This window comes from Maricaulis sp. (assembly GCF_015665295.1).
Taxonomy (GTDB): domain Bacteria; phylum Pseudomonadota; class Alphaproteobacteria; order Caulobacterales; family Maricaulaceae; genus Maricaulis.
Map to the genome: position 1 here is coordinate 213,133 of NZ_JADFAJ010000016.1, position 26,583 is coordinate 239,715.

Annotated in this window: 24 protein-coding genes; 19 read left to right on the forward strand and 5 right to left on the reverse strand. The window is 64.2% G+C overall.

What is annotated here, in order from left to right:
- Positions 1 to 3 precede the first annotated feature (3 nt).
- From miaB to infB, 11 genes are all read left to right on the forward strand, one after another.
- Positions 4 to 1,374 (forward strand): tRNA (N6-isopentenyl adenosine(37)-C2)-methylthiotransferase MiaB, encoded by a 1,371-nt coding sequence (gene miaB, locus QZZ02_RS09130; RefSeq protein ID WP_291843838.1) that lies wholly within the window; start codon positions 4 to 6, stop codon positions 1,372 to 1,374.
- A complete protein-coding gene (locus QZZ02_RS09135; protein ID WP_291843840.1) occupies positions 1,371 to 2,405 on the forward strand; it encodes a PhoH family protein in 1,035 nt (344 codons plus the stop codon). The genes miaB and QZZ02_RS09135 overlap by 4 nt, the downstream gene beginning before the upstream one ends.
- Positions 2,402 to 2,884 carry an rRNA maturation RNase YbeY gene (gene ybeY, locus QZZ02_RS09140; RefSeq protein WP_291843842.1) on the forward strand — a complete coding sequence of 161 codons (483 nt, stop codon included), beginning with the start codon at positions 2,402 to 2,404 and terminating at the stop codon, positions 2,882 to 2,884. The genes QZZ02_RS09135 and ybeY overlap by 4 nt, the downstream gene beginning before the upstream one ends.
- Entirely contained in the window at positions 2,881 to 3,783 is a 903-nt protein-coding gene (locus QZZ02_RS09145; RefSeq protein WP_291843844.1) for a hemolysin family protein, read from the forward strand. The genes ybeY and QZZ02_RS09145 overlap by 4 nt, the downstream gene beginning before the upstream one ends.
- Positions 3,783 to 5,396: an apolipoprotein N-acyltransferase gene (lnt, locus tag QZZ02_RS09150; RefSeq protein ID WP_291843846.1), complete on the forward strand. Its 1,614-nt coding sequence runs from the start codon at positions 3,783 to 3,785 to the stop codon at positions 5,394 to 5,396. Before QZZ02_RS09145 ends, lnt begins: the two co-directional genes overlap by 1 nt.
- An 86-nt stretch (positions 5,397 to 5,482) precedes the next feature.
- A complete protein-coding gene (locus QZZ02_RS09155) occupies positions 5,483 to 5,905 on the forward strand; it encodes a helix-turn-helix transcriptional regulator (RefSeq protein WP_291843848.1) in 423 nt (140 codons plus the stop codon).
- A 137-nt stretch (positions 5,906 to 6,042) separates the two neighbouring features.
- Positions 6,043 to 6,645 (forward strand): tRNA (guanosine(46)-N7)-methyltransferase TrmB, encoded by a 603-nt coding sequence (gene trmB, locus QZZ02_RS09160; protein ID WP_291843850.1) that lies wholly within the window; start codon positions 6,043 to 6,045, stop codon positions 6,643 to 6,645.
- A gap of 137 nt (positions 6,646 to 6,782) precedes the next feature.
- Positions 6,783 to 7,319 carry a ribosome maturation factor RimP gene (gene rimP / locus QZZ02_RS09165; protein WP_291843852.1) on the forward strand — a complete coding sequence of 179 codons (537 nt, stop codon included), beginning with the start codon at positions 6,783 to 6,785 and terminating at the stop codon, positions 7,317 to 7,319.
- 31 nt (positions 7,320 to 7,350) lie between these two features.
- Positions 7,351 to 9,069, forward strand: a complete 1,719-nt coding sequence (nusA, locus tag QZZ02_RS09170) for a transcription termination factor NusA (protein WP_291843854.1) — start codon at positions 7,351 to 7,353, stop codon at positions 9,067 to 9,069.
- Positions 9,062 to 9,670 carry an RNA-binding protein gene (locus QZZ02_RS09175; RefSeq protein ID WP_291843886.1) on the forward strand — a complete coding sequence of 203 codons (609 nt, stop codon included), beginning with the start codon at positions 9,062 to 9,064 and terminating at the stop codon, positions 9,668 to 9,670. Before nusA ends, QZZ02_RS09175 begins: the two co-directional genes overlap by 8 nt.
- A 152-nt stretch (positions 9,671 to 9,822) precedes the next feature.
- On the forward strand, positions 9,823 to 12,408 hold the full coding sequence (gene infB / locus QZZ02_RS09180) for a translation initiation factor IF-2 (RefSeq protein WP_291843856.1): 2,586 nt from the start codon (positions 9,823 to 9,825) through the stop codon (positions 12,406 to 12,408).
- 107 nt (positions 12,409 to 12,515) lie between these two features.
- Here infB and QZZ02_RS09185 read toward each other — a convergent pair whose 3' ends face one another.
- Positions 12,516 to 13,037 (reverse strand): nuclear transport factor 2 family protein, encoded by a 522-nt coding sequence (locus QZZ02_RS09185; RefSeq protein ID WP_291843858.1) that lies wholly within the window; start codon positions 13,035 to 13,037, stop codon positions 12,516 to 12,518.
- A gap of 147 nt (positions 13,038 to 13,184) precedes the next feature.
- Entirely contained in the window at positions 13,185 to 13,676 is a 492-nt protein-coding gene (locus QZZ02_RS09190) for a nuclear transport factor 2 family protein (RefSeq protein WP_291843861.1), read from the reverse strand.
- A 209-nt stretch (positions 13,677 to 13,885) separates the two neighbouring features.
- Between QZZ02_RS09190 and rbfA the strand changes: the two genes are divergently transcribed.
- Positions 13,886 to 14,299 (forward strand): 30S ribosome-binding factor RbfA, encoded by a 414-nt coding sequence (gene rbfA, locus QZZ02_RS09195; protein WP_291843864.1) that lies wholly within the window; start codon positions 13,886 to 13,888, stop codon positions 14,297 to 14,299.
- Between the two features lie 92 nt (positions 14,300 to 14,391).
- Positions 14,392 to 15,714, forward strand: coding sequence for an alpha/beta hydrolase (locus QZZ02_RS09200; protein WP_291843866.1), 1,323 nt, complete (start codon positions 14,392 to 14,394; stop codon positions 15,712 to 15,714).
- On the opposite strand, the gene QZZ02_RS09205 is transcribed toward QZZ02_RS09200, so the two are convergent.
- Positions 15,711 to 17,111 carry a serine hydrolase domain-containing protein gene (locus QZZ02_RS09205; RefSeq protein ID WP_291843868.1) on the reverse strand — a complete coding sequence of 467 codons (1,401 nt, stop codon included), beginning with the start codon at positions 17,109 to 17,111 and terminating at the stop codon, positions 15,711 to 15,713. The two genes, QZZ02_RS09200 and QZZ02_RS09205, sit on opposite strands and share 4 nt — an antisense overlap.
- Positions 17,112 to 17,256: 145 nt before the next feature.
- Here QZZ02_RS09205 and truB point away from each other — a divergent pair, with 145 nt between their 5' ends.
- From truB to QZZ02_RS09225, 4 genes are all read left to right on the forward strand, one after another.
- A complete protein-coding gene (gene truB, locus QZZ02_RS09210; protein ID WP_291843870.1) occupies positions 17,257 to 18,213 on the forward strand; it encodes a tRNA pseudouridine(55) synthase TruB in 957 nt (318 codons plus the stop codon).
- A 37-nt stretch (positions 18,214 to 18,250) separates the two neighbouring features.
- The gene (rpsO, locus tag QZZ02_RS09215; RefSeq protein WP_291843872.1) at positions 18,251 to 18,520 is read left to right on the forward strand and encodes a 30S ribosomal protein S15; all 270 of its coding nucleotides are present in this window, start codon (positions 18,251 to 18,253) and stop codon (positions 18,518 to 18,520) included.
- Between the two features lie 29 nt (positions 18,521 to 18,549).
- Positions 18,550 to 20,682 carry a polyribonucleotide nucleotidyltransferase gene (gene pnp, locus QZZ02_RS09220; protein WP_291843874.1) on the forward strand — a complete coding sequence of 711 codons (2,133 nt, stop codon included), beginning with the start codon at positions 18,550 to 18,552 and terminating at the stop codon, positions 20,680 to 20,682.
- 135 nt (positions 20,683 to 20,817) lie between these two features.
- Complete coding sequence (locus QZZ02_RS09225; RefSeq protein WP_291843876.1) at positions 20,818 to 21,288, forward strand: hypothetical protein; 471 nt, start codon at positions 20,818 to 20,820, stop codon at positions 21,286 to 21,288.
- Here QZZ02_RS09225 and QZZ02_RS09230 read toward each other — a convergent pair.
- On the reverse strand, positions 21,261 to 22,121 hold the full coding sequence (locus QZZ02_RS09230) for a LytTR family DNA-binding domain-containing protein (RefSeq protein ID WP_291843878.1): 861 nt from the start codon (positions 22,119 to 22,121) through the stop codon (positions 21,261 to 21,263). The two genes, QZZ02_RS09225 and QZZ02_RS09230, sit on opposite strands and share 28 nt — an antisense overlap.
- 178 nt (positions 22,122 to 22,299) lie before the next feature.
- Between QZZ02_RS09230 and QZZ02_RS09235 the strand changes: the two genes are divergently transcribed.
- A complete protein-coding gene (locus tag QZZ02_RS09235; protein WP_291843880.1) occupies positions 22,300 to 23,526 on the forward strand; it encodes an acyltransferase in 1,227 nt (408 codons plus the stop codon).
- Positions 23,527 to 23,586: 60 nt separating this feature from the next.
- Positions 23,587 to 26,034 carry a prolyl oligopeptidase family serine peptidase gene (locus QZZ02_RS09240; RefSeq protein WP_291843883.1) on the forward strand — a complete coding sequence of 816 codons (2,448 nt, stop codon included), beginning with the start codon at positions 23,587 to 23,589 and terminating at the stop codon, positions 26,032 to 26,034.
- An 87-nt stretch (positions 26,035 to 26,121) separates the two neighbouring features.
- Here the strand turns inward: QZZ02_RS09240 and QZZ02_RS09245 are convergent.
- The coding region (locus QZZ02_RS09245; protein WP_291843884.1) for an SDR family oxidoreductase at positions 26,122 to 26,583 on the reverse strand (462 nt) is incomplete at its 5' end.

Below are 26,583 nucleotides of genomic sequence, written 5' to 3' on the forward strand. Positions count from 1 at the left end.
TTCATGAGCAAGACGCGCAAACGCCTCTTCATAAAGACCTATGGCTGTCAGATGAATGTCTATGATTCCGAACGGATGAAGGACGTTCTGACGCCGCTTGGCTATGAGTCGGCGGACACGCCGGAAGGCGCGGACCTCGTCATCCTCAATACTTGCCACATTCGCGAGAAGGCTGCCGAGAAAGTCTATTCCGAGCTTGGACGCCTGCGCCCGCTCAAGGACGAGAAGGCTTCGGCTGGCGGCATGACGATTGCGGTGGCCGGCTGCGTTGCCCAGGCCGAGGGCGCCGAAATCATGCGCCGCGCGCCGGTCGTCGATCTCGTTGTCGGGCCCCAGACCTACCACAAGCTGCCCGAGCTGATCGCCCAGGCCCATCGCGCCAAAGGTGAGACGCTCGATACCGAGTTCGAGGTGGAGGACAAGTTCGACAGGTTGGGCAGTGACCGCCAGGTCGAGGGTTATTCGGCCTTCGTGACCGTGCAGGAAGGTTGCGACAAGTTCTGCACCTTCTGCGTCGTGCCCTATACGCGTGGTGCCGAATGGTCGCGCCCGGTTGACCAGATTATTGCCGAAATCCGCGCCCTGGCGGCCAAGGGTATCCGGGAAGTCACCCTGCTCGGCCAGAACGTCAATGCTTTCCACGGCGCGCCGCCGAGTGGCCGCGAGGCCGATGGCGCCTGGGGCCTGGGGCAGCTGGTGCGTCATATCGCGCTGATTGGCGGGATCGAGCGCATCCGCTTCACCACCTCGCATCCGCGTGATATGGATGAAGACCTGATCCAGGCCTTTGCCGACACGCCCAAGCTGATGCCCTATTTTCACCTGCCGGTGCAGTCGGGCTCGGACAAGATCCTCAAGTCAATGAACCGCCAGCACGTCGCCGCCGACTATCTCGCCACCATTGCCCGCCTGCGCGAAGTCCGCCCGGACATCGCCATTTCCGGCGACATGATTGTCGGTTTCCCCGGCGAGACCGATGCTGATTTCGAGGCGACGATGGAGCTGGTGCGGCAGGTCAATTACGCGTCCTGTTTCTCGTTCAAGTATTCCAAGCGTCCCGGGACGCCCGGAGCAGCGATGTTCAACCAGATCGATGAGGGCGTGAAGTCCGAACGTCTGGCCGCGCTCCAGGCCCTGCTCGACGGCCAGCAGGTCGCCTTCAATGAAAGCATGATCGGCCGGACGCTTCCGGTCCTGTTTGAAAAGCCCGGCCGGCTCGACGGACAGCTGCACGGCCGCAGCCCCTATCTGCAATCGGTCCATGTCGACGGTCCCGCCGAGCTGATTGGCCAGATCGCCGGGGTCGAGATTGAAACCGCCTCCCGCAACGCCTTGTCCGGGCGTCTGGTCGGGACGAAACGGAGTGCCGCGTGACTGCATCGCGTCCCCCGGCTCGCAAGCGAGCCGCCAAACCCCGCAAGGCTGCCTCTGAGAGCCTGTATTTCGAGGATGTCGAACGCCTGCGCGGCATGGCCGGTGCCGGTGATCGCTTCCTCATGCTGATCGAAGAGGATCTGGGTGTCTCGATCAGCGCGCCCGGTCGTGGCCAGGTCGTGATCACGGCCGAGGACAGCAGCGCGCGCGACGAGGCCAAGCGCGTGCTCAAGCGCCTTTATGGCAGCCTCGAGCACGGGCTGACCTGCGACGAGGCGGCGGTGCGTGCCGCCCTGAGGCTGCAGGATGACGAGGAGACGCCGGGCCTGGTCGATGATGGTGTAATCCGGGTGCCGCGTGGCTCCAGCCTGATCGCTCGCACCGAGGGCCAGCGTGCCTATGTCCGCTCACTGAAAAACGAAAAGGCCTATGACCTGATATTCGGCGTCGGCCCGGCCGGTACCGGCAAGACCCTGCTCGCCGTGGCCTATGGCGCCTCGATGCTGATCCAGCGCAAGGTTGAGAAGCTCATCATAACCCGGCCTGCCGTCGAGGCCGGCGAGAAGCTCGGCTTCCTGCCGGGCGACCTCAACGAGAAGGTCGACCCCTATCTTCTGCCGGTCTGGGATGCGCTCGCTGATACGCTGGGGCGCAGCCAGCTGGAGAAGATGCGTGAAGATGGCAGGATCGAGGTCGCGCCGATCGCCTTCATGCGCGGCCGTACGCTCAACCGGGCCTTTGTCATCGTCGACGAGGCGCAGAACACGTCGCGCGCCCAGATGCAGATGGTGCTGACGCGGCTGGGAGAAGGCTCGCGCATGGCGGTGACCGGTGACCCGAGCCAGTGTGACCTTGGACCGCGGGACCCGTCAGGCCTGCCGCACGCGCTGGATATCCTTTCCAACACCAAAGGTGTTGCCATCACGCGCTTTTCGCGCGTTGATGTGGTTCGCCACGATCTTGTGGCCCGTATTGTTGAAGCCTATGAGGATGATGCGCGCAGCCGAACCGGCTCCGTGCAACCACGATGAACGCCGTTGATCTGATTGTCGAGGATGACGCCTGGTCATCGCTGGAAGGCAAGACGCGCCTCGCCGAGGAGGCGATCCGCGCAGCCTGTGACGAGCTGCCCGATCGCGCGCCGGGCGTGGTTGCTGTGCTGCTGGGCAGTGACGAAGCCGTTGCCGCGATGAACCGGAAGTTTCGCGGCAAGGATGGTCCGACCAATGTCCTTTCTTTCCCGTCCGGCGAGCATGTCGACAATCATCTCGGTGATATTGCAGTCGCATTTGGTGTCGTGTTGCGGGAAGCCGAAGGTCGTTCCATCGATCCGGCGGATCATCTGCGGCATTTGATCATCCATGGATTCTTGCACCTGCAGGGCTATGATCACCAGCATGATGACGAGGCAGAGGTCATGGAGATGATCGAACGCCGCGCACTCGCCCGTCTCGGCGTTGCCGACCCCTATGCCAACGAGGATGCGGGCCCGGACCCGCAAGCTGAATGACCGATACATCCGCCCCTGCCGAAGCTGACAGTCGACCCTGGTTTGCCCGCCTGTTCGGGTCCGCGACGCGTGCGTCAAAGGGCAATGGTGCCACGCCGCTAGCGCCCGTCCACAATTCCATTGAGGCAGATGCACTCGACAAGCTGCGCGTGGCCGATGTGATGGTGCCGCGTGCGGACATCATTGGGGTCGACATAACAACCCCGCTCGGCCAATTGGCAAAGATCTTTGCGGAAGCAGCGCACTCCCGCCTGCCGATCTATCGCGATACGCTGGATGACCCGGTCGGGGTGGTTCACATCAAGGACGTGGTCAGTCATCTGGCGCCCGGCTCGTCCGGCAAGCGTCCGGCCGGCTGGGCCCAGAAACAGGTACTGCCTTCGATCGGCCGTCCCCTGCTGTTCGCCCCGCCCTCGATGAAGGCGCTCGACCTGCTGCGCCGCATGCAGGGCCGGCGCATGCATCTGGCCCTGGTTGTTGATGAATATGGCGGTACTGATGGGCTGGTGACGCTGGAAGATCTCATCGAGCCGATCGTCGGCGACATTGAAGACGAGCACGATGACGAGGAGACACCGGCAATTCGCGCACGCGGTCCCGGAGTCTGGGATGTTGATGCGCGGGCCGAGATCGACGCTTTCGAGGCCGTGGTCGGTGAGGAGATTGCGGCGGAAGACGAGGACGAGGATGTCGACAGCCTTGGCGGGCTGGTTTTCACCCTGATCGGCCGTGTCCCCGAGCGCGGCGAAGTGATCCGTCACCCGACCGGCTATGAGTTCGAGGTCATCGAGGCCGATACGCGCCGCATCAAGCGCATGCGGGTCCGGGCGCCCAACAAGCGGCCCAAGTCGGCTGGCGTCGATGCTGCGGACGTTGCGGACGTTGCGGACGCAGGCTGATGCGCCGTCTCCACCTCCTGGTCTGGTGGCCGCGAACCTGGCTGGCTACACGCGTCGGCTGGCGGCCGCGCATCGCGATTCTGGTGGCGGGCCTGTTCAGCGCCCTCGCGGTGGCACCGCTCCACATCGTTCCGGCCCTGATGATCGGTTTGTGGATTCTGTTCGCGGCGCTCGACGGGTCACGCCGACTCGAGCGGCCCCTGCGCAGCGCCTTCCTTCGCGGCTTCCTGTTCGGTTTTGGCTATTTCATCGCCGGCATGGCGTGGGTGGTCTATGCCTTCCTGACCCGCGGCAATGGTGTCGAGTTTCTCGCGCCGATCGCGCTGCCCGGGCTGGCGGCCCTGATGGCGGCCTTCACGGGGCTGGGTGCAGTGATTTACTGTGCGCTGGCACCGCGTTCGGTCTGGCGGGTCCTGGTCTTTGCCGCCGCGCTGGCGTTCGCGGAATGGATTAGAGGCCATCTGCTCGGCGGGCTGCCCTGGAATTTGCCGGCCTATGTCTGGCCAGCCGGAGGATTGGTCAGCCAGACGGCGTCCTGGTTCGGCGTTTACGGGCTGAGCCTGCTGACCATCTTTGTCCTTACGGCGCCCCTGCTGGCAATCGCACCTCGGCTCGAGCTGGCGCGCAGCCTGCCCGCCTTCGCCGCTCTCGGCATTTCCATGATTGTCCTGGCGACCGGCGCGATACGGCTCGCCGCGACAGCGCCCGAAAATGTCCCTGGCGTGACAATCCGGCTGGTACAGGCCGGTATTCCGCAAGCCCAGAAATGGGCGGAGGGCGGTGCGGAGCTGACCCGCGACCGATATCTCGCCCTGACGGCGCGGCCCGGCATCGACGAGGTCACACATGTCGTCTGGCCGGAGGGCGCCCTGCCGACCTTCATGCTCGAGGACGGGGCCACGCTGGCCCGGATAGGCGATGTGCTCAATGGTGGCCAGATCCTGCTGTCCGGCGTCAACCGGCGTGCGCCCCATGGCGAAGAGCTGAGATATTTCAACACGCTGGCGGCTTTGCGCTACCAGTCGGGAACGCCGCGTATCGCCGCGCTTTACGACAAGGTTCGCCTGACCCCGTTTGGAGAATTCACCCCGCTCGCCAGCGTCATGGCGCTGACCGGGATACCGGCGCTGCAGGACCTGGCCCGGTATCAGTTCAGCCCGGGCCCCGGAGCCAATGTCCTGGAAATACCCGGCGCGCCCGACATGCTGCCCCTGATTTGCTATGAGTCGATCTTTCCGGACTTTGTCCGTTCGGCGGAACGGCGGGCCGGTTGGCTCTACAATCTGTCGAATGACGCCTGGTTCGGGCCGACTTCGGGACCTCGTCAGCATTTCAACCAGGCCAGTTATCGCAGTATCGAGAGCGGCCTGCCGATGGTTCGGTCGGCCGCGCTCGGCGTGTCCGGCGTGGTCGATGCGCTCGGGCGCCCGCGGGTAGCGCTGGAGCCGAGTGGCGAGGGCGTGCGCGATGTCGCCCTGCCCGGAAGGCTGGAGCGGACGCCTTATTCCTTCTGGGGCGACACGCCCTTTCTGGCTTTCTGCGTGCTGGTGCTGTTGGGCATGGCGTGGCAGCGCTTGCGACTGGCCCGGGCTGCGCGTCAGGCGCAGCCGTGAGATGAGTTGATTGGCGCGCATCACTTTGGTTGTGCTAAATTACCGTTTCGCTTTTCACCTTGGCTCGATCCCAGTGAGGTTTTTAAATGCCGAAGGTTAATCCTCGCGGCCCGAATCCGATCGACATCCATGTTGGCTCCCGGATCCGGTTGCGCAGGCAATTGCTCAAGATGAGCCAGGAAAAACTGGGTGACGAACTCGGCGTGACATTCCAGCAGGTCCAGAAGTATGAGCGCGGCGCCAACCGGGTCGGCGCCAGTCGGCTCTACCGGCTTTCGCGAGTGCTGGAGGTGCCGGTCCAGTTCTTCTTTGAAGGCCTGGCGGAGCCTGCGGATGCAACCGGCATGGCCGAAGGCGACCAGACGCCCATCGTCTATGACTTCATCCAGAGCTCCGACGGGGTCTCGCTGGCGGAGTCCTTTTCCCGAATCAAGGACAGCAAGGTCCGCCGGCGCGTGCTCCAGCTGGTTCGCACGCTGGCGACGGAAGATCTCGCCGGCGCGTCCTGATCTGCTGACTTTCCCGGTGCAAGCCTCGCCGGAAACGGTTAAACCGGCGCCCCATGGAAACCGAGACGCCTGAAACGCCTGCCTTCCGCCTGTTCGGGCGTGCCCAAGGGAAACCCTTGTCCGCCCGCCAGCAAGGCTTGGTTGATAAGCTTCTGCCACGCATCGGCCTGCCCGATGAGGGTCTGATCGATCCCGCCGTCCTGATGCCGGCGTGCCGGAACCAGGCACTTGAGATCGGCTTTGGCGGGGGTGAGCATCTGGCAGCCCAGGCGGCGGCCCATCCCGAAACCGGTTTCACCGGTATCGAGCCCTTCCTCAATGGTGTCGCCAAGGCGCTGACGGCGATTGAAGCCGGTGGTCTGGACAATGTCCGGATGGCGCGGGCCGATGCCCGCGAAATCCTGCCACGCTTCCAGACCGGCTGTCTGGAACGGATCTACCTGTTGTTTCCGGACCCTTGGCACAAGAAACGCCATGCCAAGCGCCGTTTCGTCCAGCCGGATACCCGTGACCAGTTCGCCCGCCTGCTCAAGCCGGGTGGTCGCCTGCGCATTGCCACCGATGTGAAGTCCTATGCGGATCACTGCATGGTCGAGCTCACCGGCGATACCCGCTTCCGCTGGCTGGCGGAAACATCAGCGGACTGGACCCAGCCGCCGGCCGATCACATCACCACTCGCTACGAGACCAAAAATCTCGGCGATTGCGCCCCGGTCTTCATGGATTTCCTTCGCGTCTGACAGACTCACCCGTCTTGCAATCGCGCGACACAGGGCGTATAAGGCGGCTATTACAAGTTCGATTGCATCGGATGATGCTATCGAGCGGTCGCTTTCGGCGGCCGCTCTTTTTGTTTCTGCAGACCGGGGCCCGCGCCTTGAAGACAAAATCGCCTCAGGATGACCGCATCCTCGCCCTCGCCGAGCCGGTGGCTTCCGAGCTCGCGCTTGAGATCGTGCGCGTGCGGATCATGTCGGGCAAGCGCCCGCGACTTCAGATCATGGCTGACCGAACCGATGGCAGCGGTATCGAGGTCGAGGATTGTGCGCGTTTGTCGCGTGGCCTGTCCGAGGTGTTTGAGGTCGAGGATCCTGTCTCCGGCGAATATGACTTGGAAGTATCCTCTCCCGGCATTGATCGCCCGCTGACCACGCTCGCGCATTTTGAGCGCTGGGAAGGCAATGAAGCGAAGATCGAGCTGGATCGCCTGGCGGAAGGGCGCAAGCGTTTTCGCGGCATCCTGGCCGGCGTCGAGGATGGCCATGTCGGGCTCGACATGGACGGCGAGGAGGACACCACGATGATCCCGTTTGACTGGATCATCGAGGCCAAACTGGTTTTGACAGACGCCTTGATTGAGGCGGATTTGAAAGCGCGGGGCCGCGGCGCCGCGACGACTGAAGGAGACGAATGATGTCGCTTTTCAACGCAACGGGGATCACCCGATGAGCATTGGTGTCAGTGCCAACCGGCTGGAACTGCTGCAGATCGCCCGTGCGGTCGCGGCGGAGAAGTCCATCGATGAATCGATCGTGATCGAGGCCATCGAGGAAGCAATCCAGAAGGCCGCGCGCTCCCGTTACGGGGCCGAGAATGACATTCGAGCCAAGATCGATCCGAAAACGGGCGAGCTGTCGCTGACCCGCAACATGACGGTTGTGGAAGAGGTCGAGAATGACAGCCAGGAGCTGACGCTCGCCGATGCGAAGAAGATCGACAAGACCGCCGAGATCGGCACCGTCTTCTCCGACGAGCTGCCGCCGATCGAATTTGGCCGCGTCGCCTCGCAGACCGCCAAGCAGGTCATCACGCAGAAGGTCCGTGAAGCCGAGCGCCAGCGCCAGTTCGAGGAATACAAGGATCGTGTCGGCGAGATCATCTCCGGCATCGTCAAGCGAGTCGAGTACGGCAATGTGATCATCGATCTCGGCCGCGCCGAGGCGATCATCCGCCGCGCCGACGGCATTCCGCGCGAGAACCTGCAGAACAATGAGCGCGTGCGCGCCTATATCTACGATGTACGCGAAGAGGTTCGCGGTCCGCAGATTTTCCTGTCGCGCGCCCATCCGGACTTCATGGCTGCCCTGTTCGCGCAGGAAGTGCCGGAAGTCTATGAAGGCATCATCGAAATTCCGTCGGTTGCCCGCGACCCGGGTTCGCGCGCCAAGATCGCCGTCATCTCCAATGACAGCTCGATCGATCCGGTTGGTGCCTGTGTCGGTATGCGCGGTTCGCGCGTCCAGGCCGTAGTTTCCGAGCTGGCTGGCGAGAAAATCGACATCATCCCGTGGTCGGATGATCCGGCGACCTTCATCGTCAATGCCCTGCAGCCGGCCGAAGTCGCCAAGGTCGTGCTCGACGAGGAAGACCAGCGGATCGAAGTCGTGGTGCCGGACGAGCAGCTCTCGCTCGCCATCGGCCGTCGCGGCCAGAATGTCCGTCTTGCCTCCCAGCTGACCGGCTGGTCGATCGACATCCTGACCGAGGAAGAAGAGTCCGAGCGCCGGCAGAAGGAATTCGCCGAGCGGACCCAGCTCTTCATCGCAGCCCTTGATGTTGACGAAGTGATTGCCCAACTTCTGGCAACGGAAGGCTTCACCGATGTCGAGGATCTGGCCTATGTCGATCTCGGCGAAATCGCTGCGATCGAAGGCTTCGACGAAGATACGGCCGAAGAAATCCAGGCGCGCGCCCGTGATTATCTCGACCGCCTCGCTGCCGAGCAGGACGCCAAGCGCCAGGAACTCGGTGTCGAGGATGCCGTTCTGGAAGTGCCGGGCGTCGAGCTCGCCATGGCCGTCAAGCTGGGTGAGAACGACGTCAAGACCGTTGACGACCTCGCTGGCCTGGTTACCGACGACCTGCGTGGCTGGTTCGAGACCAAGAATGGCGAGCGGGTTCGCGAGCCGGGCATACTGGAAGAGTTCAATCTCTCCTCCGAGGACGCCGAGATGATGATCATGCGGGCGCGTGTTGCGGCCGGCTGGATCTCGGAAGAGGACCTGCCGCAGCCGGAAGTCGTCGAAGAAGAAGTCGACGAAGCGGCCGGAGCGTTTGACGTGGCAAGCATGGATCTGGCAGCGCTTGAAGCGGAAGCCGAGGCCCTTGGCCTCGACCTCGACGCCGAGATGCCGGAAGACGACGGGGAGGTGAAGGCTGACTAGCCCCCGGGCCAGCCAGTCGAGGGAACGGCGCTGCGTTGCCACTGGAGAGGTCCGTGAAGAGGCGGACCTCATCCGGATGGCCCTCGGGCCGGGTGACCAGCTGGTTCCTGATCTCGCTGCCAAACTGCCCGGCCGTGGTGCCTGGGTGAGTGCGGAGCGAGCCCTTATCGAGAAGGCGGTAAAGAAATCCGCCTTCAACCGGGCCTTCGGGTGTCCGGTGAAAATGCCGGAAGACCTGCCGGGCCTCATCGAGGGCCAGCTGGTCGAGCGCGCACTGAGCCTTCTGGGCCTGGCGCGGCGCTCCGGTGATCTGGCGGTCGGCTATGACGCGGTGCGTCTGGCCCTCAAGGCCGCCAAGCCCGCCTGGCGCATCGAAGCGTCGGACGGGGCCGAGGATGGCCGGTCCAAGCTGGACCGGCTGGCCTTCGCGGCCTGGGGCGATGTCCCGGTCGCAGGATGTTTTACGGCGGAAGCCATCGGTGATGCGACAGGTCGCGGTCCGGTGGTCCATGCCAGCATGTCGGGAGGCTCGCAGGCGCGCGCCTTTTCGACCGTGATGGGGAAGCTTTCGGGCTTCCGGCCGCTCGTCCCGCAAGGCTGACGTGCGGATATTGCCGCGACAGCGGTTGATATCGGCCTTGAGCTGGCTAGTTTAGCGAGCCTTCAGGCCGGGCAGTGGTTTGAACAGTGCGGATTTCCGGCATTCGGCTACCGGAAGGCCCCGCGGAACGAAAGCCGATTTGGAAGGCTCGTATGAGCGACGCAGACGACAACAACTCCTCCGGCCGCCGGCCGCTCTCTCTGAAACGCTCCGGCGGTGGCACCGTGCAGCAAAGCTTTGCGCGCGGCCGCTCCAAGGCGGTCGTTGTGGAGAAGAAGCGCAAGCGTGTGGCGACGCCGGCCAAGGATGGTGGTCCGGGCGGCAAGCCGGGTTCAGGCGCCAAGAGTGGCGAATCCGCGCTCGCTGCGAAGGCGCGCCAGCTTGGCCTGTCCGAGGAGGAGCTGGTTTCGCGTCAGCGGGCGATTGCCCGTGCGCGTGCCGAGGCGGCCGATCGCGAAGCCCAGAAAGAGCAGGCGAACGCTGCGATGCAGCAGCGCGCCGCGGACGAGCGCCGCCAGCTGGAAGAGCAGCGCGAGCGTGAAGCCCGTGAAGCCCGCGAGGCCGAGGATGCTGCCCGTCAGGCCGTCGAGGACGAAGCCCGCCTGAAAGCCGAGGCCGAAGCAGCCACGGCTGCCAAGGACGGAGCGCGCAAGCGTGACGAGGAGCCGCGTCGCCGGGCGCCGGCCAAGGACGAAAAGCATACGCCCGACATCACGCCGATGGATGACCAGGCCAGCGCGCTGGAGGCCCTTGGTGGTCGCGTCAAGCGCAAGGGCGGGGCTGCCGGCCCCGGTCCGGCTGCGAAACAGCAACCGGCTCGTGCCAAGACCGACAATCGCCGTCGCGGCAAGCTCACCATCCAGAATATCCTGGAAGGCGATGAAGAGCGTCAGCGCTCGCTCGCCTCGGTACGCCGGGCCCGTGAACGCGAAAAGCAGCGCCGCCAGGATACGACCGGCGGTCGAGACAAGATTGAACGTGAAGTCGTCGTGCCCGAAGCCATCACGGTGGCCGATTTGGCCAACCGGATGGCGGAACGTTCGGTCGATGTCATCAAATACCTGATGAAGCAGGGCCAGATGGTCCGCGTGAATGACGTGCTCGACGCCGACACCGCCGAACTTGTGGTCGAGGATTTCGGCCACATCGTGAAGCGTGTCTCCGAGGCCGATGTCGAGGAAGGCTTCATTGCTGATGATGATGCCGATGAGGCGAAGGTGCCGCGCGCACCGGTTATCGCCGTCATGGGTCATGTCGACCACGGCAAGACGTCCCTGCTCGACGCCCTGCGCTCAACCGATACGGCATCGGGCGAAGCCGGTGGCATCACGCAGCATATCGGTGCCTATCAGGTACAGCTCAAGGGTGGCGAGAAAATCACCTTCCTCGACACGCCGGGCCACGCGGCCTTCTCGGCCATGCGTTCGCGCGGCGCGATGGCGACCGATATCGTGATCCTGGTCGTGGCCGCCGATGACTCTGTGAAGCCGCAGACCATTGAGGCGATCAATCACGCCAAGGCCGCTGGCACGCCGATCATCGTGGCGGTCAACAAGTGCGACAAGCATGAGGCCAACCCGCAAAAGGTCCTGACCGACCTGCTGCAGCACGAGGTCGTCGTCGAGGCGATGTCCGGTGAGGTCCAGTCGGTCAATGTCTCGGCGAAGACCGGCGACGGGCTCGACGAGCTGACCGAAGCCATCAACCTGCAGGCCGAACTGCTGGACCTGAAGGCCAATCCCGAGCGCAGTGCCGAAGGCATTGTCATCGAAAGCCAGGTCGACAAGGGTCGGGGTCCGGTGGCGACGCTGCTGGTCCGCCGTGGTACGCTCAAGCGTGGTGACATCCTCGTCGCCGGCGCGCAGTGGGGCCGCGTGCGTGCCCTGGTCAATGAGCGCGGCCAACAGCTCGACGAAGCCGGTCCCTCGGTCCCGGTCGAGATCCTGGGTCTCGCCGGCGCGCCCGATCCGGGTGAGGTCTTCGCCGTCGTCGACAGCGAGTCCCGCGCGCGCGAGATCGCGGACTACCGCCAGCGCAAGGAACGTGAGGCCTCCGGTGCCTCCTCGTCTGCGGGCGCCTCGCTCGAGCAGATGATGGCGCGCCTGAAGCAGGACGCGACCCAGGAAATGCCGCTGCTGATCAAGGCAGACGTGCAGGGCTCGGCCGAAGCCATCAAGCAGTCGCTTGAAAGCATCGGCAATGACGAGGTCCGTGCCCGCGTGGTTCACGCGGCTCCCGGCGGTGTCAATGAAAGCGATGTCCTGCTCGCCAAGTCCTCCGGCGCACCGGTGTTCGCCTTCAACGTTCGCGCCAACAAGCAGGCGCGCGCGCTGGCCGAACGTGAACATGTCGAGATCCGCTATTATTCGGTGATCTATGATGTGATCGATGATGTGCGGAACACGATGGAAGGCATGCTGGCGCCGGAGAAGCGCGAGAACTTCATCGGTTACGCCGAGATCCTGGAAGTCTTCAACATCACCAAGACGGGCAAGGTTGCCGGGTGCCGGGTTACCGAAGGCACTGTCAAGCGCGGCTGCGGCGTTCGCCTGCTGCGCGACGACACGGTCCTGCACGAAGGCAAGCTCAAGACGCTCAAGCGGTTCAAGGATGAAGTGCCCGAGGTCAAGTCGGGCACCGAGTGCGGCATGGCGTTCGAACGTTATGAAGACCTGCAGAAGGGCGACCAGATCGAGTGCTTCGAAGTGATCGAAGTGGCGCGCAAGCTGGAAGCCTGATCACGGGCTTGAACCGGAACGAGACAGGGCGGCCCCGCCGGGGCCGCCCTTTTTTGTCCTCTATCGCGGCGCGCAGAGGCGCGGTCTGCGCCCGCTCGGTGGTCCGGTCAGTGGCCCGTCTGAACGTCGATGAGGCCTTGTTCGGGTGAGACGTAATTCGCGAAATCCTGATGCTCGACAACCAGCCCGTCGCGGACCGTGATCACGGTCACCTGCTCGGAACGCCAGCGAAAGACCTGGCCTTCCTCCTGCGCCGGGTAGAGCGCATTGACGTGGCCGACGAAGACAACCCGGCTGTTCGACGTGAACACCTTATCCCATTCAAATCCGAGTTCGATCGGGTGATAGGTCTCACTGAACGCGCGCAGAAGGCTCATCATGGCATCGCGCCCGTTGCCGGCAATGCCTGCGGCACCGAGCTCCGGGCTTTCTGCCGTGGGGTCGCGAAAGACCACGTCCTCGGCGAGCAGGGCTTCCATCGCGTCCCAGTCGACATCGGAATAGTGGCTCATATAGGTGAGGGCTATGGTTTCGGCGCTGGCATTGGCGTCGCCCTGCGCGTGAAGCGCCGGTGCCGCCATCAGCGTCAGCACGGCGGTGAAACCGGCGAGGGCAGGAAAACGTGTCATCGTGTTGTCCTTCATCACGGTTTAAGGGTCAGGCCGGCGACCCGGGGATTTGGCTCGGGCAGTTACTCCCAAGGGCGCCGGCCCGGTCTGCGCCGGGGGCACACACCCGGCGCAGACCATTCCAAAGGGCGGTTATCCGCCCGGTTCTCAGTGTGGGGTCGGCACGCGCGAGGCGCCGTTGAAATCGGTGTAGTCGCGGTGTTCGGCGACCTGACTATCGACGACCGAGATGATTGTCGTGATCGGATAGCGGAAGGTCTGCGCGCTATCGCCCTCGCCGTACACCACGTCCACATGGCCGCTGAAGACGACCTGGCCAGACGCTTCATAGGTCCGGTCAATCGTGTAGACGCCGTGATCCATGCCCCAGGCAGAAACCCCGGCGATGATGGCCTCGGGGCCGCGCCACTCGATCCGGTCCGTCACCGCGTCGATCGCAAAGGAGGTGGGGTCAACAAAGACGGTGTCCTCGGACATGAGCGCGGACATCTGCTCGAAATCCTGGCTCGCATAGGCTTCGAGCCAGGCCTCGGCGACGCTGCGCGGCGAGGATTCCGCCGGCTGGCTCCAGCCGGCAGGTGCGACAGACAGCAGGCCGGCCGCGAGGAGGCAGGCAAAGGAAGGTCGGTTGATAATCACGTGGGTACTCTGCTTGTGTTTGGCGCCGGCCAGGCGGCGTTCGTTGCAGCGACTAGCGCTGACCGGAGCGGGCCGGTAAAGGTCCGGACGTGTTCAATGTGACGAGCGGCGGAAGGTGAGGGACGAATGCGGGCCGGCGGTGACCCTTGCATCCGCCCGGCAAGGAGCGTAAACCCGCGCGCCTCGCTTCCGCCGGGATGGAGACACGCATGGCCCGCCGCAATAACCAATCGCCGAAAGGTCCAAGCCAGCGCCAATTGCGCGCCGGGGAGCTCGTGCGCCATGCGCTCGTGGCCATTCTCACGCGTGAAGAGTTGCGCGATCCTGATCTGGACGGGCAATTGATCTCCGTGACGGAGGTCCGGCCCAGCCCGGACCTGCGCGTCGCGAAAGTCTATGTCGCACCGCTTGGGCGTGGCGACTCGGCCAAGCTCGCCGCGGGCCTGAACCGGTGCGCCGGTTTCCTGCGCGGGCGCCTCGGTCGCGAGATCGAGATGAAGTTCACGCCGGAGCTTCACTTTCACCCGGACAACTCTTTCGATACTGCCAGCCATGTCGATGACTTGCTGAACCGGCCGCAGGTAAAGCGGGATCTTGATGCCGAGGACGGGGACGACAGCTAGCCTCGCGACAGGTGCGAGATCATGCCATGTTGGAGTCGTGTCCATTGGCCAGCCGGCCGGCAGGTCGCCTGCCCGAGTGAAAGTTCGTTCTGATGTTCCGAAACATGCTTGCCCTGCTGGTCGTGGTCCTCGTTGCGACCTGTCCTGCCCGAGGTCAACAAGAGCCGCCCGCAGGTCAGTGGCTCGGTACGGCGAGTATCGGCCAGGAAACCACTCGTATCAGAATAACCCTGTCCGAGGCGGGCAGTGGGTGGGCCGGGTCGGTCGATCTGCTGGATCTCGGCGTTGTCGGATGGCCGGCGAGCGAGGTTCTCATCACGGAGCACGGGGTCACGGTGACGATTCCGTCGGACTCCGGTCCGCAAACGCTAACGCTGGTCTCCACGGAGCGCGGTCGCCTGACCGGTGAGTGGACCGAAAGCCGGCCCGTGGGCCCAGCCCGGCTGGAGCTGGAGCATCTTGGGGCAGCGCCAGAGCAGGCAGAAAGCCGTCTGATCGTCGAAGGGCCCGCCGGAGCGCTCGGAGTATCGATCATTTCGCCGACCAATGAAGCGCCGATCGCCGGCGTTGTGTTTGTGCACGGTTCCGGTGCCCAGCCGAGAGACGCGACCCGTTTTCACTCACAAATGTTCGCCGAAGCCGGCATTGCCTCCGCCATGTATGACAAGCGCGGTGTCGGGGAGTCCGAAGGCGACTGGCTGCAGGCTGATTTCGACGATCTGGCCCGTGACGCCGTCGCCGTCGCCGACCGGCTGGCGCTTGAAACGGGACTGAGGCCGGACCAGATCGGTTTTGTCGGGTATAGCCAGGGGGGCTGGATCGGGCCGGTTGCCGCAGCCCTGCGTGAAGACACCGCATTTGTGATCTCGATTGCCGGTCCGGCGACAACGCCGGGCGAAGAGGGGCATTGGGGCAGCGTTCGATCTCTTCGGCAGGCCGGCTATGGTGCGGACGTCCAGTCCAGGGCCTCGTCGATCCTCGACACCTGGAATTCTGGCATCCGCGCGGGGGGCGATTTCAGCGCGTTCGAGCGCGCGCGGTCCGCGGTCGAGAATGAGCCCTGGTTCGCGGCTTCCCTGCTTGGAGAATACGGGACGGCCGATCTGTCACCGGCATGGATCGCCTGGTATGCGGGTATTCTCGATTTCGACCCCGTGCCGGTTCTGCGCGCGACCCGCATTCCCTTCCTTTCGCTGATGGGCGACGCGGATGAGGAGCAGCCATGGGATCGTTCGACCGAGATTTTCGAAGCCTTGGCGGCGGAGGGATTGCCGGTCGAAACGCACCTGTATGCCGGCGTCACGCATTCCATGCGCCATGCGAGCTCAGAGGCGTCACCGCGGCGTTGGCCAGGCCGCCCGTCCGACTTTTATACCCGGCAGGTCGACTTCATTCGTCGGCAAGTCGGCGACTAGTTTTCAAAGTCCATTCCTGGGGTCGGTGTCGGTAGCGGCGGAAGGTCCGCTCGCTCCAGACGCCAACCGGTCGCCGGGCCGGTCAGGCCGCGCTGGTTGACGGCGATCGCGGACACGCGGCCGGCGGCGTCCCGCTCATAGCTGAAATCGGCATTGAACAGGCGCCAATTGAGGGCGTCGGGTCCGGTCGGAGTCAGATAGAAGCGCCAGTCACGCTCGGTCAGGACCAGGTCGAGCCCGCTCTCGGTCTGCTCGATGACGACAGGTCCGTAGGGGCTTCCGGAATAGGCGCCTGCGGCCTCGAGATGGGCGCTGGTCAGGCGGTCGGTTGCCGGTCGTGTCGCGGCCGGTTCAAGGGCCAGGCCGAGCGCGAGCGCATGCAAGACATCGCGCAGCTCCCAATTCGAATAGGACTCGATATTGGTCCCGTAGGCGAGCGTGATGTCGCGCCCGGGAAGGATCGAGATGCCGGCACTATAGCCCGGCACCGACCCCTGGACCGTGTAGATGGTTTCGCCGGCAAGCTGCTCAACCTGCCAGCCACCTGCCATGCGACCATCCGGCTCGAACAGGTCCACTCGCCGTGTCCGGACGGCATCGGCGAGCCGCAACAGGTCGCCGACCGGTGCCACAAGGCCGGAGGCGCCGAGTGCCGGGCTGTCTGGCATCGGCGCGCGGAGGTCGAGGGGCAGCGGCCCGGCTGCAAATCCTCGCGGGACAGCGGCACCCATGGGCGCTCCAAGGCGGACAATCCGGCTTGCCTGCATGTCGAGCGGGACGAGGAATTCAGCGGCAATCAGGGTCTCGAACCGGGCATTTGCCGCCCGCTCCACCGCGACTGCGAGCAGGCCATAGCCGAGATTGGAATAGGCATAGGCATGCGGACCGGGACCCGGCGCGGGCTGTCGCGCCAGCCAGGCGACGAGCGTGTTGCTGCGATCATCGGCGAGGGTGCCCGGGGCAATATCACGCGGAAGGCCGGCCGTGTGGGCGAGAATGTCGGCAATTCGGACCTGGTCATAGCCGGTCAGCTCCGGGATGTAGCGATTGATCGGGTCACCGGGCGCCATGCGACCTTCCCCGATCAGCCGCCTGACCATGGCGGCGGTCAGGCCCTTGCTGATCGAACCGGCAGGAAAACGGGCCCGGGCTGTCATCGGGTCGCCACTGACCCAGTCGGCATAACCAAATGTGAGGGCGACCGGTTCTGCATCGCCATACCGGAGCATGATCACGCCAGAGAAGTCCCGGGTTTCTACCAGCGGCGCGACCCAGTCGCGGATACGGTCCTCGAGGGTGAACAAACCGGGTGCCGCCGCGCCGGGCTGCGCGTGCGCCGGGGTCAGGCTGGCGGCATGCCCAAGCAGGACAAGGCTGGCAAAGACGGTCCGGATCATGACGCAACTCCCTGGGAATTGACTGAGGAGTATGGTGTTCCGGCGCGCGCAGCAAGCCGTCGCCCCTTGCCTCGCGGCGCCCGATCCGTTAGGTCCGCCCCTCCCGCGATCCGGGTCCGATCCCCGGCGCCAGAAGGAGACTGACATGGCGCGACGCCGCAAGGGCGAGGACATCCACGGCTGGGTGATCCTCGACAAACCGCTTGATATTTCCTCGACCCAGGCTGTTTCCGCGGTCCGGCGCCTCTTCAACGCAAAGAAGGCCGGTCATGCCGGGACGCTCGACCCGCTCGCCACCGGCATTCTGCCGATCGCGCTCGGCGAGGCGACCAAGACCGTGCCCTTCGCTGTTGAAGGTTCGAAGACCTATCGCTTCACCATCAAATGGGGCGAGCGCACCGATACGCTCGATCGTGAAGGCGAGATCGTCGCCACCAGCGATGTCCGTCCCGACCGCGCGGCGATTGAAGCGGTGCTGCCGGACTTCATCGGCGACATCCAGCAGGTGCCGCCCGCCTACTCGGCGATCAAGGTCGATGGCGAGCGCGCCTATGATCTCGCCCGGAGCGGCGAAGATGTACAGCTTCAGGCGCGCACCGTTCGCATTGATGATCTCCGCCTTCTGGACTGTACCGACCGTGACTTGGCAGTGCTGGAAATGCATTGTGGCAAAGGCGCTTACGTCCGGTCGCTGGCGCGCGACATTGCCTTTGCCCTGGGCACGGAAGGGCATGTCGCCGCCTTGCGCCGGAACCGGGTTGGCCAATTCACTGAAGCGGAATCCACAAGGCTGGACGTTTTGGAAGAAATGGCCCATAAGGGCGCCGCTTCGGAAGCTCTGCTCCCGGTTCAGACCGCGCTGGACGACATCCCGGCACTGGCCATTACCGATGAGGAATCCTTCCAGTTGAAGCTAGGACGTCCAATCGTCCTGCTCCCGCGTCAAGCGCAAGAGCTGAAGGCGCAGCGCCGACCCCGCGAAATCGCGGGCAAGGACTGCACCTTTACCGCTTTGGCCCTTTGCGACGGCGTGGCAGTGGCGCTTGGAGACGCGAGGGCGGGAAAGTTCCAGCCATCGCGTGTTTTCAACCTCACCTCCTGACATCAGGAGGTCGACATAACGAGTTTAGGAGAACCCGATGTCGATTACGCAAGAGCGCAAATCCGCGCTGATCGCTGAACATGCCCGTGGCAAAGCCGACACGGGATCGCCGGAAGTGCAAGTGGCCATTCTGACAACCCGGATTGCCAACCTTACCGAGCACTTCAAGACCCACAAGAAGGACAACCACTCGCGTCGCGGCCTTCTTAAGATGGTCTCCCAGCGCCGCCGGCTTCTCGACTACGTCAAGAACAAGGACGTGGCCCGTTACCAGGCTTTGATCGAGAAACTGGGTCTGCGCCGCTGATCCGCGACGCCATCCGTACGAAAGACGATATGTTCGATATCCAGAAAGAAACGATTGAGTGGGCGGGTCGCCCACTCACCATCGAAACCGGGCGGGTCGCCCGCCAAGCCAACGGCGCCGTCATGGTGTCCTATGGCGAGACCACCGTTCTCGCCACTGCCGTCGGCGTCAAACAGGCCAAGCCGGGAGTCGATTTCTTCCCGCTGACGGTCAATTACCAGGAAAAATACTTCGCGGCGGGCAAGATCCCCGGCGGCTTCTTCAAGCGTGAAGGCCGTCCGACGGACAAGGAGACGCTGACCTCGCGCCTCATCGACCGCCCGATCCGTCCGCTGTTCGTCAAGGGCTTCAAGAACGAAGTCCAGGTGATGCTCACGGTCCTGTCGCACGACCTTGAAAACGATCCCGACATTGTCGGCATGATCGGTGCCTCTGCGGCTCTGGTCCTGTCCGGTCTGCCCTTCATGGGTCCGATCGGCGCGGCTCGCGTCGGTTACAAGGACGGCGAATACATCATCAACCCGCCTTGCGACGAAATGGATGACAGCGAGCTCGATCTCGTCGTCGCCGGTACGCAGGACGCGGTCATGATGGTGGAATCGGAAGCCAAGGAGCTTTCCGAGGACGTCATGCTTGGCGCTGTCATGGCCGGTCATGCCGCTTTCCAGCCGGTGATCGACATGATCATCAAGCTGGCCGAACGCGCGGCCAAGGAGCCTTGGGACTACGAGCCGGAAGATCATTCCGCCGAAGAAGCCAAGGTTCGCGAGCTGATCGGGGACGATCTCGCCCAAGCCTACACCATCGTTGACAAGACCGAGCGCTACAAGGCGGTCGGTGTCGCGAAGGACAAGGCTGTCGCGGCCCTGCTGCAGAGCGAAGACAATCCTGATGGCATCGAAATGACGGTGCTCAAGGATGTCATGAAGGCGGTCGAGAGCTCCATCGTTCGCGGTGGCATCATCAAGACCGGCAAGCGCATTGACGGCCGCGCGCTCGATCAGGTTCGCCCGATCGTGTCCGAGGCCGGCATTCTGCCGCGTACACATGGTTCGGCGCTGTTCACGCGTGGGGAAACCCAGGCCCTGGTCGTTGCGACCCTGGGTACGGGCGAAGATGAGCAATTCATCGATGCCCTGACGGGAACCTACAAAGAACGCTTCATGCTGCACTACAACTTCCCGCCCTACTCGGTCGGTGAGACGTCTTTCCGTCTTGCTCCGGGGCGTCGGGAAATCGGCCACGGCAAGCTGGCCTGGCGTGCGGTGAAAGCGGTCCTTCCGAGCAAGGAAGACTTCCCCTACACGATCCGCCTGGTCTCCGAGATCACCGAGTCGAACGGCTCGTCCTCGATGGCCACGGTCTGCGGTGCCTCGCTGTCCATGATGGACGCCGGCGTGCCGATCACCCGTCCGGTCTCCGGCATTGCCATGGGCCTGATCAAGGATCCGGAAGGCGTTGCCGTTCTCTCCGACATCCTGGGTGACGAGGATCATCTCGGCGATATGGACTTCAAGGTGGCGGGTACCACCGAGGGTGTCACCTCGCTGCAGATGGACATCAAGATCGCCGGCATCGACGAGGAGATCATGAAGACAGCCCTGGCCCAGGCCAATGGCGGTCGTCTGCATATCCTCGAAGAAATGGGCAAGGCGCTGGGCGAAGCCCGCACCGAGCTGGGTGAATTTGCACCTCGCATCGAGACCATCACCATTCCGACCGACAAGATCCGCGACGTGATCGGTTCGGGCGGCAAGGTGATCCGCGAGATCGTGGAAACCACCGGTGCCAAGGTCGACGTCAATGATGACGGCGTGATCAAGGTCTCGTCTTCGGACGGCGCTTCGATCAAGGCTGCCCTCGACTGGATCCACGGCCTCACGGCCGAGCCGGAAGAAGGCAAGGTCTACAAGGGCAAGGTCGTCAAGGTCATGGACTTTGGTGCCTTCGTGAACTTCTTCGGTCCCAAGGACGGTCTCGTCCACGTGTCCCAGCTCAAGGCTGAGCGCGTGAACCATCCGAACGACGTGGTGTCTGAGGGTCAGGAAGTTTATGTGAAACTTCTCGGCTTCGACGACCGCGGCAAGGTTCGCCTGTCGATGAAAGTCGTCGACCAGGAAACCGGCGAAGAGATCAAGAAGGAAGAGGAAGACGCTGAATAAGCGCCTTCCGATCCATCGAAACGATCAGAAGACCCCGCCGGCGCAAGCTGGCGGGGTTTTTCTTTGGCCGGCCTGTACGGCCGCCTTCGGCAGCGGCTAGGCTCGAAGGCGATCGCCCGGCGCTGGAGGCACGACATGGACTGGACGCTTTTCGATTATGTTTTCGCGGGCGGCATGCTGGCTTGCCTGCTGCTCGGCAGCGTCCTGGTTCTGAAAACCCAGCGGCACTGGGCCGCACGCCTGGCCGGCGGGCTCGCGCTCGTGACGTTCTTCCTGCTGGTCTGGAGCGTTGGAGCTGTGGGCATCATTGGCGGCTCCGATGATGATGCCAATCTGGCCTATCTTGCCTTGCCGTTCCTGGCCTTGGCCGGCGCCATGACAACGCGCCTCCGTGCGTCGGGCCTGGGCGTTACCTTTGCGCTCATTGCGGTCGGACAGGTCCTGATCGGACTTGTTGCCTTGATAGCCGGCCTTGGCTCGAGCGGGCCAGCCTGGCCGATGGACATCATCGCCGCGACCCTGGTCTTCGCGGCGCTCTTTGCAGCGTCCGCGGCCCTGTTCCGGTTCGCCGCGCGGGCTCAGGCCGCTTCGAGCCTGTCGCGATAACGGCGGCTGCCGGGGATTTGCGAGCCGGTGTCCAGGGTGATGGCGACATCGCCCTCGCCGGTGGGGATGATTTCGCGGATCGCCTCGCGATTGACCAGCCAGGAGCGGTGCACCCGCACCGCATCAATCCCGGCCTCGGCGAGTTGTTTTTGCAGCTCGGTGAGCGTTGAGCGGGCCAGGTGTTCACCGCCGGCCAGCCGGATCTCGACATAGTTTCCGGCCGCCTGGGCGGCCCGGAACTCGTCTGCCGCGATGCGCAGGGTGCGGCCGCCGCATTTCAGGGTCAGCCGGTGTGACCGCCGTGCCTCGGCGCGGGCAAACTCGACTTCCAGCCGCCGCATCTGCAGCGCCAGAGAGACCGCGATGATGATCTGATAGCCGGCATAGGTGCCGATATCCTTGCGGGCTTCGTAGACAATCTCCCGCCAGGGCGCGTCGTGGAAGAATTCATAGTCACAGCCATAGCCAAAGGCCCACACACCTTCCCGGATCAGCACCATGCCCAGCACGTGCAGACCCGTATAGGCGAGGAAGCCGGCGGCGTGCCAGGGCAGGGAATTCAGCCAGCGCCCCGGCTCCAGCGGCGCACGCAGGCCCAGCCACATGATGCCGGGCACCATGATCGCCGTCATGATGATGCTGGACCCTTCCGTCACCCAGGCAAAGAAAGGCGGTCCGGTCCGCCCGTCACGGACGAATTCCGTGTCGATCGACATCGAGGCGATCACCCAGAAGGCAATCAGGCTCAGCCAGGCAAACTGGCAGGCCAGCCACAAGGCGCGCCGTTCGGCCTGGCGGGCGCGGCTGTGATCGGAAGGCAGGGTGTCGCTCATGCCGCGATGCTCGCCCAGCCGCGCGCCGTCGGCAAGTACCCGATCAGCCGCTCATCCCTGCTCGCCGCCGCTTGCCCCCGGTCCGCAGCCGCTGGTCCCGGCGACTTGCCACTGGCCCCGCGGAAATGGCGCGATCCGCTTCATTCAGGCAAGGCGGTGGGCAAGAAGGAGCGCCAACATGACCGCACAATCCCCAACCGCCGCATCGCCCGGACCCGGTCGCCAATACGGGCTCGACTGGCTGCGCATCGGTGTCTTCATCCTTTTGATTTTCTATCACACGGGCATGTTCTTCAACACGGAGGGCTGGCACGCCAAGAGCCTTAACGCCAACGATGCGATGGAGCCCTTCATGTGGCTGTCCAGCCCCTGGCGCCTGCCGCTACTCTTCCTGATATCCGGCATCGCGATCCGCTTCCTGTCCGACAGGCTCGGCAGCTTACGGTTTGCGGCGGACCGGTTCTGGCGACTCTTCCCGGTGATCCTGTTCGGCATGTATGTGATCGTCGCGCCGCAATCCTATTCCGAGCTGCGGATCGCCGGCGTCATCGAGCCGGGCTGGTGGGACTTCTATCAGCAGTATGCCGGCGATTGGGGCGGCCCCTGGTCGATCCATACGCCGACCTGGAATCATCTCTGGTATGTCGTTTATCTCCTTGTCTATTCGCTGCTGCTGGCCCCGGTCCTGCCATGGCTGCGGCGGCTTGCGGACAGTCGGGCGTGTCGGTCGACGGGGCAGGCCGCCGGGGGAAGCTGGTACGGCGTGGCGGCCCTGATCGTGCTGCCGCCCCTGCCCTTCCTGCTGGTCCGCTTTGCGCTTGCCGAGCAATATCCGACCACACATGATCTGATCAATGACTGGGCCAACCATGCCAATTCCCTGACCATGGTCCTGATCGGCTATTTCATGGCCAGGAATGAAGGTGTCTGGCGGGCGGTCGACCGGGCCTCGCCTGTTGCCGGCGCGATCACGGCCATGCTTCTGGCCTACCTGTTCTGGGCCTATACCCATCTCGAGGTATCGTTCGCGAACGCGGTTGTCGCCGGGATTGCCCGGATTGCCCGCATTGTCTTCATGTGGACGATCATCCTCACCCTGGTCGGCGCGGCCCGCCGCTGGCTCGACCGCGACGGTCCGGTCCGTCGCTATCTGACGGCGGCGGTCTTCCCTTGGTACATCCTGCACCAGACGATCATCGTCATGGTCGGTTTTGCGATCCGCGATGCCGGCTTCGGGGTATGGACAGAATTCGCGATTGTGACCGTGTCGACCTTTGGCGGCTGCATCATCGGCTTCGAAATTCTCCGCCATGTCCCGGTCGTGCGTCTGGTCATGGGCATGAAGGCCCTGGCGCCGGCGGTGGCCCCGGCCAGGCGGAGCGAACCAACATTACAGAAACTTTAGGCGAAACCGGGGGCAAGCCGCCTATCTTTCCCGGCAACCATTCAATGCGGGGAGCCGGGCATGCTGAAATCAATGATGAAATGCGGATTGGGGCTGGTTGCTGGCTCAGCCCTGTGGGCGGCGCCGATCGAGGCCCAGGAACCCTACCGCCTGCCGCCGCAGGAAATCATCGACATCGTTGATGCAGCACCTTCGCCCTGGACCTCGCTTTCACCGGCGCGTGACACGCTCCTGTTGATGCATCGCGAGGCCTTGCCGCCGGTCGCTGAGCTGGCCCGGCCGATGGAGCGGCTCGCGGGTCTGCGGCTTGATGCAAGTCTGAACGGCCGCCACGGCCCGCGTTCGGTGGTCGGCTTCTCGCTGATGGACCTGGACAGCGGTGAGGAACGCCGGGTCGATCTGCCCGCCGATGCGGGCCTTTCCAGCACCAGCTGGTCGCCGGACGGGTCGCAGATCGCCTTTGTCATGACCCGCAATGACCAGCTCGGCCTGTGGGTCGTCGATGTCGAAAGCGCGCGTGCCCGCCAGCTGGTGCGCAGCGGGATCAACGCGGTTTTCTCGCCGCTTGAATGGATGCCGGACGGCGAACACATTCTGGTCAGCCTGGTGGATCCGGATCGCGGCGCCATGCCGGAGCGTCCGCGCGTGCCGGTCGGACCGGTGACCCAGGAGGCCAGTGGCTATGAAGCGCCGGTGCGGACCTATCAGGACCTGCTGACCGATGATCATGACGCCGCGCTGTTTGCCTGGCTCGCCTCGAGCCAGCTCGCCCTCGTCAACACGACCGGTCGCACGCGCGTTCGCGAGATCGGCGAGCCGGGCCTCTACTACTCCGCCGAACCGGCTCCGGGCGGGAACTATGTCCTGATCGGCGAGATGGAAGAGCCCTTCTCCTACCAGGTGCCCTGGTCGAGCTTCCCGGACCGCGTTTTCGTCGTCGATATGGACGGGGATGAGGTGGCGACGATTGCCCGCCAGCCGCTGGCCGACAATGTGCCGATCGGTGGTGTGGTCACCGGTCGCCGTTCGGTCAACTGGCAGGCCAGCCATGCGGCCCGCCTGACCTGGGCCGAAGCGCTTGATGGCGGCGATCCGCGGGTCGAGACTGACCAGCGCGACAGTGTCTGGGCCCTCGAGGCACCGTTTGACGGCGAGCCGGTGGAGATCCTGCGCACCGAGGACCGCTATTACGGCACCGAGTTCACCACGGAAGGCCAGCTCGGCTTCGCCATGGAATATGATCGCGATACCCGCATCATTCGCCGCTGGCTGGTTGATTTCGCCGACCCGACCGCGGAGCCGCGCCTCGCCGAGGAACGCAGTTACCAGGACAGGTACGCCAATCCGGGCAGCGCCCTGAGCGTGCGCAATGAATTCGGCCGCAGCGTCGTCGGCGTCCATGACGGCTATATGTATATGGCCGGTGACGGGGCCACCCCCGAGGGTGACCGTCCCTTCCTCAACCGGGTCAGCCTCGACACGTTCGAGACCACCGAGATCTGGCGCAATAGCGGCGAGAATTACGAGGAGATCATCGGTCTCACCGCGCCGGACGGCTCGGCCTTCCTGACCAGCTGGGAAGACCCGGTCACGCCGCCAAATGTGCGTTGGCACCGGGACGGTGAGGACACGGTCCAGATCACGCAGTTCGAGAACCCGCATCCGCAGCTCAACGAGATCAGCCGCGAGCTGATCACCTATGAACGCGCGGATGGCGTGCCGCTCTCGGCGACGCTCTACCTGCCGGCCGGCTACGAGGAAGGTGACACATTGCCCGTCCTCGTCTGGGGCTATCCGCTGGAATACAACGACACCTCGACGGCCGGTCAGGTTTCGGGCTCGCCCTATGAGTTCACCCGCGTTGCCGGCACCAGCCCGCGCTTCCTGGTCACCCAGGGCTATGCCCTGCTGGAAAACGCGACCATGCCGATCGTCGGCGATGATCCCGAGACGGTGAATGACAGCTTCATCGAGCAGCTTGTCCTGTCGGCCGAAGCGGCCCGCGACGTGACGGTGGAGATGGGCTTTGGTGATGGCGAGCGTCTGGCGATTGCCGGCCACTCCTATGGCGCTTTCATGACGGCCCACCTTCTCGCCGCGTCCGACGTCTTCCGGGCCGGGATCGCGCGCTCGGGCGCCTATAACCGAACCCTGACGCCCTTCGGCTTCCAGTCCGAGCGCCGCACCTTCTGGGCCGCACCGGAGACCTATTTCGAGCTCTCGCCCTTCATGCATGCCGACCAGATCAACGAGCCCATGCTCCTGATCCACGGCCAGATGGACAATAATTCCGGCACCTATCCGATGCAGTCCGAACGCATGTTCGCGGCCGTCAAGGGCAATGCCGGCACCGCCCGCCTGGTCATGCTCCCCTATGAAAGCCACGGCTATCGCGGCCGCGAAAGCATCCTGCATGTGCTGGCCGAGAGCATCGACTGGCTGGATCGCTGGGTGATGCCGGTGGAGGATCCGATGGGTGGGGGTGAGGCAGGCGCAGAAGCGGAGTAGACCTCTCGAGCGGCACGCTCGCCCAACGAAAAGGCCCCGCCGGATCATTCCGGCGGGGCCTTTTTTGTCTAGACGCGGTCGCGTCTATCAGTCGTCATCATCCATGCTCGGCACCGCCACCGCGTGGAAGCCTGCATCCACATGCAGCGTTTCACCCGTGCAGGAGAAGCCGAGATCGCTGAGCAGGTAGAGGGCGGCGCCGGCGACGCCTTCCATCTTGGTGTCCTGCTTCATCATCGACCATTCGCGGCCGGTGCGCATCAGGGCCTTGCCGCCGGAAATGCCGGCCATGGCGAGGGTGCGCATCGGGCCGGCCGAGAGCGCGTTGACGCGGATGTCCCTGGGGCCCAGGTCGCGAGCCATATAGCGGGTCGAGGCTTCCAGGGCTGCCTTGGCGACACCCATCACATTGTAGGACGGGACGACGCGTTCGGAGCCGAGATAGGTCAGCGTCACCATTGAGCCGCCATTGGGCATCAGGTGGGAGGCGCGCTTGCCGGCGTCGACAAAGGAGAAGGCGGAGATGTCCATCGCCCGGCGCCAGCCCTC

What these genes read in the sequence shown, in the direction of transcription:
- miaB (WP_291843838.1), top strand. Translation starts at nt 4, where the DNA reads ATGAGCAAGACGCGCAAACGCCTCTTCATAAAGACCTATGGCTGTCAG.
- ybeY (WP_291843842.1), top strand. Translation starts at nt 2,402, where the DNA reads ATGAACGCCGTTGATCTGATTGTCGAGGATGACGCCTGGTCATCGCTG.
- QZZ02_RS09145 (WP_291843844.1), top strand. Translation starts at nt 2,881, where the DNA reads ATGACCGATACATCCGCCCCTGCCGAAGCTGACAGTCGACCCTGGTTT.
- lnt (WP_291843846.1), top strand. Translation starts at nt 3,783, where the DNA reads ATGCGCCGTCTCCACCTCCTGGTCTGGTGGCCGCGAACCTGGCTGGCT.
- QZZ02_RS09155 (WP_291843848.1), top strand. Translation starts at nt 5,483, where the DNA reads ATGCCGAAGGTTAATCCTCGCGGCCCGAATCCGATCGACATCCATGTT.
- nusA (WP_291843854.1), top strand. Translation starts at nt 7,351, where the DNA reads ATGAGCATTGGTGTCAGTGCCAACCGGCTGGAACTGCTGCAGATCGCC.
- infB (WP_291843856.1), top strand. Translation starts at nt 9,823, where the DNA reads ATGAGCGACGCAGACGACAACAACTCCTCCGGCCGCCGGCCGCTCTCT.
- QZZ02_RS09185 (WP_291843858.1), bottom strand. Translation starts at nt 13,037, where the DNA reads ATGACACGTTTTCCTGCCCTCGCCGGTTTCACCGCCGTGCTGACGCTG.
- rbfA (WP_291843864.1), top strand. Translation starts at nt 13,886, where the DNA reads ATGGCCCGCCGCAATAACCAATCGCCGAAAGGTCCAAGCCAGCGCCAA.
- QZZ02_RS09200 (WP_291843866.1), top strand. Translation starts at nt 14,392, where the DNA reads ATGTTCCGAAACATGCTTGCCCTGCTGGTCGTGGTCCTCGTTGCGACC.
- QZZ02_RS09205 (WP_291843868.1), bottom strand. Translation starts at nt 17,111, where the DNA reads ATGATCCGGACCGTCTTTGCCAGCCTTGTCCTGCTTGGGCATGCCGCC.
- truB (WP_291843870.1), top strand. Translation starts at nt 17,257, where the DNA reads ATGGCGCGACGCCGCAAGGGCGAGGACATCCACGGCTGGGTGATCCTC.
- rpsO (WP_291843872.1), top strand. Translation starts at nt 18,251, where the DNA reads ATGTCGATTACGCAAGAGCGCAAATCCGCGCTGATCGCTGAACATGCC.
- pnp (WP_291843874.1), top strand. Translation starts at nt 18,550, where the DNA reads ATGTTCGATATCCAGAAAGAAACGATTGAGTGGGCGGGTCGCCCACTC.
- QZZ02_RS09225 (WP_291843876.1), top strand. Translation starts at nt 20,818, where the DNA reads ATGGACTGGACGCTTTTCGATTATGTTTTCGCGGGCGGCATGCTGGCT.
- QZZ02_RS09230 (WP_291843878.1), bottom strand. Translation starts at nt 22,121, where the DNA reads ATGAGCGACACCCTGCCTTCCGATCACAGCCGCGCCCGCCAGGCCGAA.
- QZZ02_RS09235 (WP_291843880.1), top strand. Translation starts at nt 22,300, where the DNA reads ATGACCGCACAATCCCCAACCGCCGCATCGCCCGGACCCGGTCGCCAA.
- QZZ02_RS09240 (WP_291843883.1), top strand. Translation starts at nt 23,587, where the DNA reads ATGCTGAAATCAATGATGAAATGCGGATTGGGGCTGGTTGCTGGCTCA.